Source organism: Pseudomonas sp. MWU16-30323 (genome assembly GCF_020515595.1).
GTDB lineage: Bacteria > Pseudomonadota > Gammaproteobacteria > Pseudomonadales > Pseudomonadaceae > Aquipseudomonas > Aquipseudomonas yamanorum.
In genome coordinates, this window is record NZ_JAIWYM010000022.1 from 42006 (window position 1) to 56835 (window position 14830).

The 14830-nt window shown below is 62.2% G+C and carries 10 protein-coding genes; 5 read left to right on the forward strand and 5 right to left on the reverse strand.

Annotated elements, in window-relative coordinates; translation table 11 throughout:
- Nucleotides 1–31 precede the first annotated feature (31 nt).
- The 4 genes from LIY45_RS22105 to LIY45_RS22120 are packed head-to-tail and all read right to left on the reverse strand — an operon-like array spanning nt 32 to nt 8784.
- Complete coding sequence (locus LIY45_RS22105; protein ID WP_226477604.1) at nt 32–1453, reverse strand: efflux transporter outer membrane subunit; 1422 nt, start codon at nt 1451–1453, stop codon at nt 32–34.
- Nucleotides 1450–4581, reverse strand: a complete 3132-nt coding sequence (locus LIY45_RS22110) for an efflux RND transporter permease subunit (RefSeq protein ID WP_275948715.1) — start codon at nt 4579–4581, stop codon at nt 1450–1452. The genes LIY45_RS22105 and LIY45_RS22110 overlap by 4 nt, the downstream gene beginning before the upstream one ends.
- Nucleotides 4581–7643: an efflux RND transporter permease subunit gene (locus tag LIY45_RS22115; RefSeq protein ID WP_226477605.1), complete on the reverse strand. Its 3063-nt coding sequence runs from the start codon at nt 7641–7643 to the stop codon at nt 4581–4583. The genes LIY45_RS22110 and LIY45_RS22115 overlap by 1 nt, the downstream gene beginning before the upstream one ends.
- Before the next feature lie 13 nt (nt 7644–7656).
- Complete coding sequence (locus tag LIY45_RS22120; RefSeq protein WP_226477606.1) at nt 7657–8784, reverse strand: efflux RND transporter periplasmic adaptor subunit; 1128 nt, start codon at nt 8782–8784, stop codon at nt 7657–7659.
- 241 nt (nt 8785–9025) lie between these two features.
- On the opposite strand from LIY45_RS22120, the gene LIY45_RS22125 reads away from it, so the two are divergent.
- Together LIY45_RS22125 and LIY45_RS22130 are read left to right on the forward strand one after the other, a co-directional pair.
- Complete coding sequence (locus LIY45_RS22125; protein ID WP_177070624.1) at nt 9026–9631, forward strand: TetR/AcrR family transcriptional regulator; 606 nt, start codon at nt 9026–9028, stop codon at nt 9629–9631.
- 206 nt (nt 9632–9837) lie between these two features.
- On the forward strand, nt 9838–10296 hold the full coding sequence (locus LIY45_RS22130; RefSeq protein WP_081253099.1) for a transposase: 459 nt from the start codon (nt 9838–9840) through the stop codon (nt 10294–10296).
- A 115-nt stretch (nt 10297–10411) separates the two neighbouring features.
- On the opposite strand, the gene LIY45_RS22135 is transcribed toward LIY45_RS22130, so the two are convergent.
- The gene (locus LIY45_RS22135) at nt 10412–10852 is read right to left on the reverse strand and encodes a heme-binding protein (RefSeq protein WP_226477607.1); all 441 of its coding nucleotides are present in this window, start codon (nt 10850–10852) and stop codon (nt 10412–10414) included.
- A 267-nt stretch (nt 10853–11119) separates the two neighbouring features.
- Here LIY45_RS22135 and gcl point away from each other — a divergent pair, with 267 nt between their 5' ends.
- The 3 genes from gcl (at nt 11120) to LIY45_RS22150 (ending at nt 14742) form a co-directional block, all read left to right on the forward strand.
- On the forward strand, nt 11120–12895 hold the full coding sequence (gene gcl / locus LIY45_RS22140) for a glyoxylate carboligase (protein ID WP_063028181.1): 1776 nt from the start codon (nt 11120–11122) through the stop codon (nt 12893–12895).
- 10 nt (nt 12896–12905) lie between these two features.
- On the forward strand, nt 12906–13688 hold the full coding sequence (hyi, locus tag LIY45_RS22145; protein ID WP_226477608.1) for a hydroxypyruvate isomerase: 783 nt from the start codon (nt 12906–12908) through the stop codon (nt 13686–13688).
- Nucleotides 13689–13851: 163 nt separating this feature from the next.
- On the forward strand, nt 13852–14742 hold the full coding sequence (locus LIY45_RS22150; RefSeq protein WP_226477609.1) for a 2-hydroxy-3-oxopropionate reductase: 891 nt from the start codon (nt 13852–13854) through the stop codon (nt 14740–14742).
- Nucleotides 14743–14830: the final 88 nt, after the last annotated feature.

Here is a 14830-nt window from a genome sequence, read left to right on the forward strand (position 1 = left end):
TAACGCGGTGCCCACCGGGCAGGCGAGCCTGTCAGCGACCGTCGACGTGCCAGCCACCGCCAAGACTCTGGATCAACGCCACACTGCCCTGGCTGAGTTGACCCTGGGTGTCGCGAAGATTCTGCTCGGCTTGCAGCAACACCAGTTGCTGGGTCAGCACGGCTTCCTGGCTGACGGTGCCGGCGCGCAGCTGCGCTTCCTGGCTGCCGAACAGTTGCTGGTTGCGCTGGTAGACCTGCTGGAAGGCGTCGGCCTGGGTTTGCAGGTGGTTGATCGCCGACAGGTTGTCTTCGACGTTCTGCAAGGCGCTGAGCACGGTGCCCCGGTAGTTGGCGGCAATCTGGTCGTAGCTGGCCTCGGCCTGCTTGACCGCCGCTTCACGGGCGCCGCCGTCAAACAGGGTTTCCGCCAGGGCCGGGCCCAGGGTCCAGATGCGATTGGGCAGCGAGAATAGCCCGCCAAGGGCACTGCCCCGATAGCCGGCTTCAGCGGTGAGGTCCAGGGTCGGGAAGAATGCGGCTTCAGCCACGCCAATTTTCGCGTTGGCCGCCGCTGCCGAGCGCTCCGCCGCGACCACATCAGGACGCCGTTGCAGCAGGGTCGATGGCAGGGTCAGCGGGGGTCGCGGCAGGACGAAGCGGTAGTCATCCCGCACAGCCACGGCAAACTCGCTCGGCGCCACGCCCACCAGCACGGCCAGCGCATGTTCGTACTGCTCGCGGTCACGCAGCGAGGTCTGTAGATCGGCGATCGAGGTGGTCAACTGGTCCTGGGCCACCAGCAACTGGTCGTTGGTGGCGACGCCCTGGGTGAACTGCACCTGGATCATGTCCAGCAGTTGCTGATTGATCTTCTGCTGTTGTTGCAACAGGCGCACGTCGATATCCATCTGCCGCAAGGCCAGGTAGTTGCTGGCGACGCTGGAACTGATGGACAAACGTACCCCGGCCAGCAACGCATCCGATTGCTGGGCCGTGGCCTGGCTGGACTCGATCCCCCGCCGCACCAGGCCCCACAGGTCCGGCTCCCAACTGGCGGTGAGGGTTGCGCTGACACTGTTCGAGACCCCGCCCGTCGTGGTGCCGGTAGTCGACGTACCGCTGCCGCTGCCTGTCGAACCCCGCGAACCCGATAACCCTACGCCGACGGTCGGCCACAACCCGGCACGGCTGGACGCCACCTGCGCCTGGGCCAAACGGTAAGCGGCCTCCGCCGCGATGATCGACTGGTTGGCCTTGGCCGAGCGCGCCACCAGGTCGTTCAACACCGGGTCCTGATAAGCCAGCCACCACTGACTGTCCATCGCCCCCTGGGGATTCGACGCCGCACGCTGCCATTGCGCGCCTTCCTTGAATGACTGCGGCAGCTCCATGGCGGGCTTCTGGTAATCGGGCCCGACCATGCAGCCGCCGAGCAGCAGGCTGATGCAAAGCACGCTGTATTTCACATTCATAACCTTGCTTCCTTACGCCGACCCAGGCGCTGTGACGCCCGGTCGAGCCACAGGTAGATCACCGGGGTGGTGTACAGCGTCAGCACCTGGCTGAACAGCAGGCCACCAATAATCGAAATCCCCAACGGCCGGCGCAGCTCCGAACCGTAGCCGGTGCCCAGCACCAGCGGCAGCGCGCCAAGAATCGCCGCCAGGGTGGTCATCATGATCGGCCGGAAACGAATCAGGCACGCCCGGCGAATCGCTTCCTTGGCCGTGAGGCCGAACTCCCGCCGCTCGGTGATCGCGAAGTCGATCATCATGATCGCGTTCTTCTTCACAATGCCAATCAACAGAATCACCCCCACCAGCGCAATGATCGACAGCTCGGTGCCGGTCAGCAACAAGGCGATCAACGCACCGACACCGGCCGAGGGCAAGGTCGAAAGAATGGTCAGCGGGTGCATCAGGTTTTCGTAGAGGATACCCAGCACGATATACACCGAGAGCAACGCGGCGACGATCAGCAACGGTTCGCTGGCCACCGACGACTGGAACACCTGGGCCGTACCGGCAAACTGGCCCACCACACTGGCGGGCATGCGCAGCTGCTTCACCGCGTCGTCCACCATTGCCGTGGCCTGGCCGATGGACGTGCCGGGGGCCAGGTTGAACGAGACCGTCACCGCCGGGAACGTGCCCTGGTGACTGATGGAAATCGCCGTGCGCGCCACCGTGTTATCCGCCAGGGCCGACAGCGGCACCAGGGTCTGTCCGGTGGTCAGGTTGGGCGCTGCCGTGGTGCCTTTGGTGGTCGTGGCCTGGGTGCCCGTCGGCACATAAATCCCCTTGAGCGCTGAAGGGTCGGTCCAGTATTCCGGGGCGATTTCCATCACCACGTGGTACTGGTTGGCCGCGCGATACAGGGTGGCGACCTGACGCTGGCCAAAGGCGTCGTACAGCGCCTGGTCGACCGCCGAGATACTCACCCCGAGGCGCGCCGCCGTGTCGCGATTGATCTGCACATTGGCCAGCAGGCTGTTGTCCTGCTGGTCGGTATTGAGGTCGGTCAGTTGCGGCAACTTGTGCAGCACCTCCACCACCTTGGGCACCCATTCGTCCAGGGATTCCTGGTCATCGGCGGTCAGGGTGTATTGGTATTGCGCGCCACTTTGCCGACCACCTACGGTGATGTCCTGGGCCGATTGCAAATACAGCTTGGTGCCCGGCAGGTCGCCAAGGCTGCGCCGGATCTGCCCGATCACCTCGGTGGCGTTGTCCTTGCGGTCGCCCAGGGGCTTGAGCAAGACAAACATCTGCGCGCTGTTGACCGCCCCGCCGCCGCCTCCGCCCCCCCCGACAAAGCCAGCCACGGTTTCGATGTTCGGGTTCTTCATCACCTTGCGATTGATCTCGGTGAAGTCCTTCTGCATTGCCCCGTAGGAAATGCTCTGATTCGCCAGGATGCTGCCTTGCAAGCGTCCGGTGTCTTCCTGGGGAAAGAAGCCCTTGGGCACCAGCACGTACAGCACGCCAGCGAGGACGATCACCAGCACCGTGACACAGCCCATCAGCACCGTATGGTCGATCACCCAGCCGAGGGTGCGATCGTAGAAGCGGTGAAAGCGCGAATCCGGGTGTTCGTTGCCTTGGTGAATCTCCTTCGGCGCCCGCAGCAGCACACTGGCGAGCATCGGCGTGACGGTCAGGGAGATCAGCATCGAGATCACGATGGCCACCGACAACGACACCGAAAACTCACGGAACAGCCGCCCGACAATCCCGCCCATCAGCAGCAACGGAATAAACACCGCCACCAGGGACACGCTGATAGTCAGTACCGTAAAGCCGACTTCACGGGCCCCTTCCAGCGCGGCCTCCACCCGGGTCTTGCCGCGCTCCAGGTGGCGCATGATGTTTTCCACCACCACGATGGCATCGTCCACCACAAAGCCGGTGGAAATGGTCAGCGCCATGAGGGACAGGTTGTTCAGGCTGTAGCCGAGGAAGTACATCGCGCCGAAGGTGCCAAGCAACGACAGCGGTACCACGATCGCCGGCACCAGGGTGCTGCGCCAGTCGCGGAAGAAACCGAACGTCACCAGGGTCACCAGCAGGATCGACACCAGCAAGGTCACTTCCACGTCGTGCAGCGAGGCACGAATGGTGGTGGTGCGGTCCATCAGCAGGCTGAGCTTGATCGTCGCCGGAATCGAGCTCTGCAAAAACGGCAGCGAGGCTTTCACCGCGTCCACCGTCTCGATCACGTTGGCCCCCGGCTGCTTGAACACCACCAGCAACACCGCCGGCTTGCCGTTGGACAGGCCGAAGTTGCGCAGGTCCTGCACGTCTTCGCGCACGTAGCCCAGGTCGGAGATATGGATCAGGTCGCCATTGTGGGCCTTGACCACCAGCGGCCCGTAGTCCTTTTCATCGAGCAACTGGTCGTTCGCCGCAATCCCGTAGTTACGGTCGCCGATGGCCACGTTGCCCTTGGGCAAGTTGACGTTGGAGGCGTTGATCACCTGGCGCACCTGCTCCAGGCTGACGCCGTACTGGTTGAGCCGGTCGGGGTTCAATTCCACCCGCACCGCCGGCAGCGCGCCGCCGCCCACCGTCACGTCACCGACGCCGGTGGTCTGCAACAACTTCTGCTCCAACAGGGTCGAGGCCACGTCATACATCTGCCCCGGCGTGGCGCTGTCGGAGGTCAGGCTGATGATCAGAATCGGCGAGTCCGCCGGGTTGACCTTGCGGTACGTCGGGTTGCCCGACAGGTCACTGGGCAGGTTGCTGCGGGCGGCGTTGATCGCGGCCTGCACGTCCCGGGCGGCGCCGTCGATGTCGCGGTTCAGGTCGAACTGCAAGATGATCCGCGCCGAGCCGAGGCTGCTGGACGAGGTCATCTGCGTGACCCCGGCAATCTGCCCGAACTGGCGCTCCAGGGGCGTGGCCACCGAACTGGCAACCGTGGTGGGATCGGCACCGGGCAACGAGGCGCTGACGCTGATGGTGGGGAAATCCACCTCCGGCAGCGGCGCCACCGGCAACAGCATAAAGGCCAGCGCGCCAAACAGCGCGAGGCCGGCCGCCATCAAGGTGGTTGCAATCGGGCGGCGAACAAACGGCGCGCTGAGGTTCATCGCCATCAGACCGCTTCAGCCGGACGGCGGCTGAAGCGCTGCCCCAGGCTGTGCATGGCCAGAAAGATTACGGGTGTGGAAAACAGCGTCAGCAACTGACTGAGCAACAACCCGCCGATGATTGCGATGCCCAGTGGATGCCGCAGCTCCGAGCCAATCCCGGTGCCCAGCGCCAGCGGTACCGCGCCGAACAGCGAGGCCATGCTGGTCATCAGGATCGGCCGGAACCGCAACTCCGCCGCCTGACGGATCGCCGCCACAGGGCTCAGGCCCCCCTCACGTAAGAGTTCCAGGGCGAAGTCGACCATCATGATGCCGTTTTTCATCACGATGCCGATCAGCAGCACAATCCCGATCAAACCGATAATGTCGAACTGCGTGCCGGTCACCAGCAGCGCCAGCAACGCCCCGAGCGCCGCCGACAGAAGCGTCGAAAGGATCGTCACCGGGTGCACGAAGCTCTCGTACAGAATCCCCAGCATCAGGTACACCACCACAATCGCCGCCACCACCAGGAACACCTGATTCGACAGCGACTGCTCGAACGTCGCCGCCGCACCTTCGAGGTTGGCCTGCACCGACAGCGGCAAGCCGACCTTGGCCTCGATGTCGTTGAGCCGCGTGACCGCCGCGCCAAGGGTCTGGCCGGGGGCGAGGTTGAAGGACACGTCGGCATACGGAAACTGGCCCAGCCGGTTGATGGTCACGGGCGTACGCACCACCTGCAGGGTCGCCATGCTCGACAACGGCGCAACCCCGCCGCCCGGGATGTCCACGTACAAGCCCGTGAGCAAGTCCGGCAGGTTGCGCGGCGGATGGTCGGTGGCGATCACCACGTGGTACTGGTTGAGCTGGGTGTAGATGGTCGAGACCTGGCGCTGGCCGAAGGCGTCGTACAGCACGTCATCGATCGCCTGGGGCGTGATGCCCAGCCGCGAGGCCGTGGCGCGGTCGAATGTCAGCTGGATCTGGTTGCCGAACTGCATCGCCTGGCTTTGCACATCGGTGAACATCGGGTCTTGCTTGATCGCCGCCAGCAACTTGGTGGTCCACTGTTCCAACTCGTCCGGGTCGGTGGCTTGCAGGCCCAGGCGGTAACTGGTGGTGGACACCGTGGCGTCGAGGGTCAGGTCCTGCACCGAGTGCAGGTACAGGCGGATGCCGGCGTCATCGGCATTGGCATCGGAGAGCCGGCGGATCACCTCGGTGGCGCTGTCACGCTCGCCCCGCGGCTTGAGGTTGATCAGCAGGTTGCCCTGGTTGATGGTCGGGTTGGTCTGGTCGATCCCGACAAAGGACGACAGGCTTTGCACCGCCGGGTCCTTGAGGATTCGGGCGGCCAGGCGCTGCTGTTCGGTCTGCATCTGCTGGAACGAAACCGTCGGCGCCGCCTGGGAGATGCCCTGGATCAGGCCGGTGTCCTGGTCCGGGAAAAAGCCCTTGGGCATGATCACCAGGGTCAGCAGGGTCAGTGCGGCGGTGAGCACCACCGAGATCAGCGTCAGGGTGCGGTGGGCCAGCACCCAGTCGAGGCCACGCACGTAGTGGGTGTTGATGCGGTCGAAGAAATCCGCGCGGCGTTCTTCGTGCTTATTCTTGAGCATCCGCGCGCACATCATCGGCGTCAGGGTCAGCGAGATGAAGGCTGAGATCACGATGGTCACGGCCACCGTCATGGCGAATTCGCGGAACAACCGGCCGACCACATCCCCCATGAACAGCAGCGGGATCATCACCGCAATCAGGGCAATCGACAGCGAAATAATCGTGAAGCCAATCTGCTCCGAGCCCTTGAGGGCCGCCTGCAGCGGCGAGTCGCCCGCCTCGATGTAGCGCGTGATGTTTTCGATCATCACGATGGCGTCATCCACCACGAATCCGATGGCGATGGTCAACGCCATCAACGTCAGGTTGTTCAGGGAAAAGCCTAACGCATAGGCCACCGCCAGGGTGCCCACCAGCGTCAGCGGAATGGTGACGGCGGGAATGATCGTGGCCGGCACATTGCGCAGGAACGCAAAAATCACGATCACCACCAGCCCGATGGCCATGGCCAGTTCGTACTGCACATCGGTGACCGAGGCGCGGATGGTTTGCGTGCGGTCGGTCAGCACATCGACCTTCAAGGTACCCGGCAAACTGGCCCGCAGCTTGGGCAGCAATTGCTGCACGCGGTCGACCACTTGAATCACGTTGGCGCCGGGTTGGCGCTGGATGTTCAGCACAATCGACGGCGTGCTGTTGGTCCACGCAGCCTGGCGCGGGTTCTCCGGGCCCTGGGTGGAAGTGGCGATCTGCGACAGGCGAATCGGTGCGCCGTTTTTATAGGCAATCACCAGGTCGCGGTATTCCTCGGCCGATTGCAACTGGTCGTTGGCACCAATGGAATACGCCTGGAACTTGCCGTCGATATTGCCCTTGGCCTGGTTGACGTTGGCGGTGCCGAGGGAAGTACGCAGGTCATCGATGGACAGGCCCAGGCTGTTGAGCGCCGAGGTATTCGCCTCCACACGCACCGCCGGGCGCTGGCCGCCGCTGATAGTCACCAGGCCGACGCCGGTGATCTGCGAGATCTTCTGCGCCAACCGTGTATCCGCCAGGTCTTCGACCTTGGTCAATGGCAATACGTCGGAGGTCAGGGACAGGGTCAGCACCGGCGCATCCGCCGGGTTGACCTTGCTGTACACCGGCGGGTACGGCAGGTTGGCCGGCAGGAAAGTGCCCGCGGCGTTGATCGCGGCCTGCACTTCCTGTTCGGCGACGTCCAGGGACAGCGACAGGTCGAATTGCAGGGTCACCACCGAAGCGCCGTCGGAGCTGGTGGAGTTCATGGACTTGAGGCCCGGCATCTCACCGAGTTGGCGTTCCAGCGGCGCGGTAATCGACGAGCTGACCACGTCCGGGCTCGCGCCGGGGTACTGGGTGAAGACCTGGATGGTCGGGTAATCGACTTCGGGCAAGGCCGACACCGACAGCAAGTGATACCCCAACAGGCCGAGCAACAGCACCGCCACCATCATCAAGGTGGTGGCGACGGGACGTTCGATAAAGGGCCGCGAAATGTTCATGCTCGGCAGCTCCTCACTGGGCGACGACCTTCACGACCGAACCGTCGTCCAGTTTGTCGGCGCCTTCGGTGATCACCTGCTCCCCCGGCTTGACCCCGTTCTCGAGCACCGCCGATACATCGCCCATGGACGGGCCGGTCTTGATATTGCGCAGGCTGGCCTTGTCGCCATTCACCACGAACACGAAATCGCCTTTGCTGCCATGCTGGATCGCCCGGGTGGGCACCACGGCGACCTGGGCCAGGGTGTCGGCCTTCAGGCGCGCATTGACGAATTGGTTGGGGAACAGCGCATTGCCCGAATCATCGAACTGGGCCTTGACCTTGATGGTGCCGGTGGTGGTGTCCACCTGGTTATCCAGGGCCAATACGCTACCGGTGGCCAACAGCGCTTTTTTGTTGCGGTCGTAGGCCAGCACCGTCACGGCGCCACGGCTCAGGGCTTGGTTGATAGCACCCAAGTCGTCCTCGGGGACCGCGAACACCACGGTGGCCGGGTTCATCTGGGTAATCACCACGATACCGGTGGTGCTGGTGGTGGTGACGTAGTTGCCGGGGTCTACCAGGCGCAGGCCTACCACACCGTCGACCGGCGAGGTGATGGTGCAGTAGCCGACCTGCACTTCAAGGTTCTGCACATTGCCCTGATCGGCGGCCACGGTGCCCAGTTGTTGCTGGACCAGGGAGGCCTGGGTATCGACGGTTTGCTGGCTGGTGGAGCCGGCCTTGACCAGTTCGCGGTAGCGCGCCAGATCGTGCTGGGCATTGCTCAATACGGCCTGGTCATGGGCCAGGGTGCCCTTGGCCACGGCCAGTTGGGCCTTGAGGGCACGGTCATCGATCCGCGCAATCACCTGGCCCTTGCTGACGTGCTGGCCTTCCTTGAATTCCACGCTGCTGAGGATGCCATCGACCTGGCTGACCACGGTCACGCTGCGGGTGGGAGTGACCGTGCCGAGGGCATCGATGTAAACCGGCACGTCCTGCAAGGCGACAGGCACCACGGCTACCGGTTCGCCGGGGGCGGGTGGCTTGCCTTTATGCCCACCTGCAAAGAAGTGCAAACCCAGGGCAATCAACAACGCTACCAGTAACAACGTGCCAACTGCCCAGGCGAACGTACGTCGTCTGCTTCTCTCCACGGTTTCTCTCTCGAACGCCGAAATCAGGATGGAGCGAGCCGCCTGATTGGACGCTCGCTGCCCTGAACTCTAGCAGTGCATACAACTCATGCCTGTACGACCGTGAATGTGTTCAGCATCAAGACAGACAAAGTCAGCTGCAAGCCCCGCCATGCAAGGGCTGAGGTACGATTGTTGAGCCCTGCGCAAAGCCGGTGCTACCATGCCCGACCGCCTGTCTTGGCAAGGAACCTCCTGGTCTATGAGCACCATTCGCGAGCGCAACAAAGAACTGATCCTGCGGGCTGCCAGTGAGGAGTTTGCCGACAAGGGCTTCGCCGCGACCAAAACCAGCGACATCGCCGCCAAGGCCGGGCTGCCCAAGCCCAACGTCTATTACTACTTCAAGTCCAAGGACAACCTCTACCGCGAGGTGCTCGAAAGCATTATCGAACCGATCCTGGCGGCCTCCACCCCGTTCAATCCCGACGGCGACCCCAAGGAAGTGCTGAGCGGGTACATCCGCTCGAAAATCTGCATCTCCCGGGATTTGCCGTTTGCCTCGAAAGTATTCGCCAGCGAAATCATGCACGGCGCCCCGCATTTGAGCCCCGAGCAGGTGGAGCAGCTGAATGCCCAGGCCAAGCACAACATCGACTGCATCCAGAGCTGGGTGGACCGAGGGCTGATTGCGCCGATTGATCCACATCACCTGATGTTCAGCATTTGGGCGGCGACGCAGACGTATGCGGATTTTGACTGGCAGATTTCGGCGGTGACCGGGAAGGCGAAGTTGGATGACGCGGATTATGAGGCGGCGGCGCAGACGATTATTCGGTTGGTGTTGAAGGGGTGTGAGCCGGACTGATAGACCGAGGTGCAGCCCTCGCAGGCAAGCCAGCTCCCACACTGGATTTGTGCCAGACACAGAATGTATGAACGACGCAGATCCCCTGTGGGAGCGGGCTTGCCCGCGATAGCGATCTCCCGGACACATCCCGCCAAAACCTGGAACACCCCTTAAAACATTCCCATCTAGCCTTTCAGAACTCACTTCTGCAAAGGGGCAACGGAATGCCTGATCTACCCGCATCATGTCGTCTACGCACTGGCCGCTACAACGAACCCAACCGAATTTATCTTCTGACCAGCAACACACTGCATCGCGAACCAATATTCAGCGACTTCAAGCTAGGCCGACTGGTAGTGCAGCAATTCAGAATTGCGCAAAACCAGCGACTGGCGACTTCACTCGCCTGGGTAGTGATGCCCGATCATTTCCACTGGTTGATTTCGCTGGAAAGCGGTTCGTTGGCTGACCTGATGCGCCAAGTCAAATCCAAAAGTACTCGAGTCGTGAATGCTGTTGCCGGGCGAAAAGGGCGTCTTTGGCAACCGGGTTTCCATGATCATGCCGTGCGGCGCGAAGAAAACCTTGAGGGCATCGCTCGGTACATCGTGGCCAATCCCTTGAGGGCGGGGCTCGTGCAAAAATATGGCGACTACCCCCTGTGGGATGCGATCTGGCTTTGACTGGAGACCGAGTCGCCGCCATCGCGGGCAAGCCCGCTCCCACATTTTGATTTGTGAATACATTCAACTGTGGGAGCGGGCTTGCCTGCGATGACTGTCCATCAGTCACCTCAATTCAAGCAGACACCCCCGCATCCGCCCACAACCCCTGCCTCTCGATCGCACTGATCGCGCACTGCTCATCAATATCCGACGTATCCCCGCTGATCCCGATCGCCCCCAGCACCACACCCGCCTGATCCCGAATCAACACACCGCCCGGTGCCGGCACCACGCTGCCCTGCCCCAAGCTGTTCAACGCCGCAATAAATGCCGGCCGCTGCTGCGCATCCAGTGCCAGCAGCCGCGAGCCTTTGCCCAGGGCTATCGCCCCCCAGGCCTTGCCGATCGCGATCTGCGGGCGCAGCAGGCTCGCGCCATCTTCGCGCTGCAACGCAATCAAATGCCCGCCGCTGTCGAGTACTGCAATGGTCAGTGGCGCTGACGAAAGGGTGCGGCCTGCCGCGATGGCATGACTGGCCAGGTTGACTGCGACTTTCAAGGTTAAAGCGCTCATGGGTGCCGTCCTTATCTTGTTATGGGAAAGCCGTGGGGCTCTGTTTGATCAGAAGCCGGATCAAACAAATAGAACACAATAGATTTATTTTTTGTATACAATATTTCGAAACATACGCACCACACGTCGAAATATTCCTGTCCAGAAGCCTTCCGACGAACGTAAAGGCCACCCAAGAAAATGGATTGACCTGCCCCGCTCGCCGTGAATACACTTCGGACCAACACCACTTGTATACAATTACAAAACGCAAGAGGCACCAAAACCATGAGCAAAATGAGAGCAATCGAAGCCGCTGTCCTGGTGATGCGCCGTGAAGGGGTCGACACCGCCTTCGGTATCCCGGGCGCCGCGATCAACCCGCTGTATTCGGCCTTGCAGAAGGTCGGTGGCATCGATCACGTCCTTGCTCGCCACGTTGAAGGCGCCTCGCACATGGCCGAGGGCTACACCCGCACCAAGGCCGGCAATATCGGCGTGTGCATCGGCACCTCGGGCCCGGCGGGCACCGACATGGTCACCGGCCTGTACAGCGCTTCGGCGGACTCGATCCCGATCCTGTGCATCACCGGCCAGGCGCCCCGCGCACGCATGCACAAGGAAGACTTCCAGGCCGTCGACATCACCAGCATCGTCAAGCCGGTGACCAAGTGGGCGACCACCGTCCTGGAGCCGGGCCAGGTGCCGTACGCGTTCCAGAAAGCCTTCTATGAGATGCGCTCCGGCCGCCCTGGCCCGGTGCTGATCGACCTGCCATTCGACGTACAAATGGCCGAGATCGAATTCGACATCGACGCCTACCAGCCGCTGCCCCTGGCCAAGCCGTTGGCGACCCGCATCCAGGTGGAAAAAGCCTTGGCCCTGCTGGACCAGGCCGAACGTCCATTGCTGGTGAGCGGTGGTGGCGTGATCAACGCCGACGCCAGCGAGCTGCTGGTGGAATTCGCCGAATTGACCGGCATTCCGGTGATCCCCACCCTGATGGGCTGGGGCACAATCCCGGACGATCACCCGCAGATGGTAGGCATGGTCGGCCTGCAAACGTCCCACCGTTATGGCAACGCGACGATGCTGAAATCGGACGTGGTGCTGGGCATCGGTAACCGCTGGGCCAACCGTCACACCGGCTCGGTGGAGGTGTACACCGAAGGCCGCAAATTCATTCACGTGGACATCGAGCCAACGCAAATCGGCCGCGTGTTCACCCCGGACCTGGGCATCGTTTCCGACGCCGGCTCTGCATTGACTATGTTCATTGAAGTGGCCCGCGAGTGGAAAGCCGCCGGCAAGCTCAAGGACCGCAGCGCCTGGCTCCACGATTGCCAACAGCGCAAGGCCACCCTGCACCGCAAGACCCACTTCGACAACGTGCCGGTGAAACCACAACGGGTATACGAAGAGATGAACCAGGTGTTCGGCAAAGACACCTGCTACGTCAGCACCATCGGCCTGTCGCAGATTGCCGGCGCGCAGTTCCTGCACGTCTACAAACCCCGCCACTGGATCAACTGCGGCCAGGCCGGCCCGCTTGGCTGGACCATCCCGGCAGCGCTGGGTGTGGTCAAGGCAGACCCGACCCGCAAGGTAGTCGCGCTGTCGGGCGACTATGACTTCCAGTTCATGATCGAAGAACTGGCGGTGGGCGCGCAGTTCAAGCTGCCGTACATCCACGTGGTGGTGAACAACTCCTACCTGGGGCTGATCCGCCAGGCCCAGCGCGGGTTTGAAATGGACTACTGCGTGCAACTGTCCTTCGACAACCTCAACGCCCCGGAACTCAACGGTTATGGCGTCGACCACGTGGCCGTCGCCGAAGGCCTGGGTTGCAAGGCCCTGCGCGTATTCGAGCCGGGTCAGATCCAGCCTGCACTGCGCAAGGCTCAGGAGATGATCGAGGAGTTCAAGGTGCCGGTGATCGTTGAAATCATTCTGGAGCGGGTGACCAATATTTCCATGGGCACCGAGATCAACGCCGTCAACGAATTCGAAGATCTGGCACTGGTGGGCAACGACGCGCCGACTGCCATTTCACTGCTCGATTAAGGAGAACCCCATGCCGCGTTTTGCCGCCAACCTGTCCATGCTGTTTACCGAACAGGACTTTCTTGCCCGTTTCAAAGCCGCCGCCGACGCGGGGTTCAGTGGCGTGGAATACCTGTTTCCCTATGAGTTCAGCTCGGCTGAAATCAAGGCGCAACTCGATGCCCACGGCCTGACCCAAGTGCTGTTCAACCTGCCGGCCGGTGACTGGGCCAAGGGCGAACGCGGCCTGGCCTGCCACCCGGACCGGGTCGAGGAATTTCGTGCCGGGGTCAACCTGGCTATCGCCTACGCCCAGGTGCTGGGCAACACCCAGATCAACTGCCTGGCGGGAATTCGTCCTGCCGGCGTGGATGACGAGACGCTTGAAAAAACCTTCGTCGCCAACCTCAAGTACGCCGCCGACAAGCTGCAAGCGGTGGGCATCCGGCTGGTGATGGAGATGATCAACACCCGCGACATTCCGGGTTTCTACCTGAACAACACGGCCCAGGCCCTGTCGATTCGCGAGCAGGTGGGCAGCACCAACCTGTTCCTGCAATACGACATCTATCACATGCAAATCATGGAGGGCGACCTGGCCCGCACCATGGCCGCGCACCTGGGTGAGATCAACCACATCCAGCTGGCGGACAACCCGGGGCGCAACGAGCCAGGCACGGGTGAGATCAACTACCGCTTCCTGTTCGAACATTTGGACCGCATTGGTTATCAGGGTTGGGTCGGCTGTGAGTACAAGCCGTTGACCACCACCGAAGCGGGTTTGGGTTGGCTCAAAAGCCACAACGCGATTTAACCCACAACACAGAACCCAATGTGAAAGCAGGGCTTGTGTGGGAGCTGGCTTGCCTGCGATGCAGGCAACTCGGTCTCTCAGTTAAACCGAGGTGATGCCATCGCAGGCAAGCCAGCTCCCACAAAAAGCAGCTCTCACATCGAATAAAGAGAGGATTTTCATCATGGCTAAAATCGGATTTATCGGCACCGGCATCATGGGCCAACCCATGGCCGCCAACCTGCAAAAGGCCGGTCACCAACTGTTCCTTTCCGAGCATCACGGCAAGGCGCCGGCTGAGTTGATCGACGCTGGCGCGGTGGCCCTGGCCAACCCGCAGCAAGTGGCCCAGGAAGCCGAGTTCATCATCGTCATGGTGCCCGACACCCCACAGGTCGACGATGTGCTGTTCCGCGCCGACGGCGTTGCTGCGGGCCTGGCGCCGAACAAAGTGGTGATCGACATGAGCTCGATCTCGCCCACCGCCACCAAAGCCTTCGCCGCGAAGATCAACGAGACTGGCGCACGTTACCTTGACGCTCCGGTGTCCGGTGGTGAAGTCGGTGCCAAGGCCGGCACCCTGAGCATCATGATCGGCGGCGACCCGCACACCTTCGAACGCGCCCTGCCGCTGTTCCAGGCCATGGGCAAGAACATCACCCTGGTGGGCGGCAATGGCGATGGCCAGACAGCCAAAGTGGCCAACCAGATCATCGTTGCCCTGAACATCCAGGCGGTGGCCGAAGCGCTGCTGTTCGCCTCGAAGAACGGCGCCGATCCGGCCAAGGTGCGTGAAGCGCTGATGGGCGGTTTTGCGTCCTCGAAAATCCTCGAAGTGCATGGCGAGCGGATGATCAAGGGCACCTTCGACCCGGGCTTCCGCATCAACCTGCACCAGAAGGATCTGAACCTGGCCCTGGCGGGTGCCAAGGAGCTGGGGATCAACCTGCCGAACACCGCCGGCACCCAGCAGGTGTTCAGCACCTGCACCGCCATCGGTGGCGGCAACTGGGACCACTCGGCGCTGATCAAGGGCCTGGAACATATGGCGAATTTTTCGATTCGCGATAAATAACGCGCTGATCGTTCCCACGCTCTGCGTGGGAATGCAGCCCGTGACGCTCCGCGTCACAACAGCGGACGCAGAGCGTCCAGTGATTCAT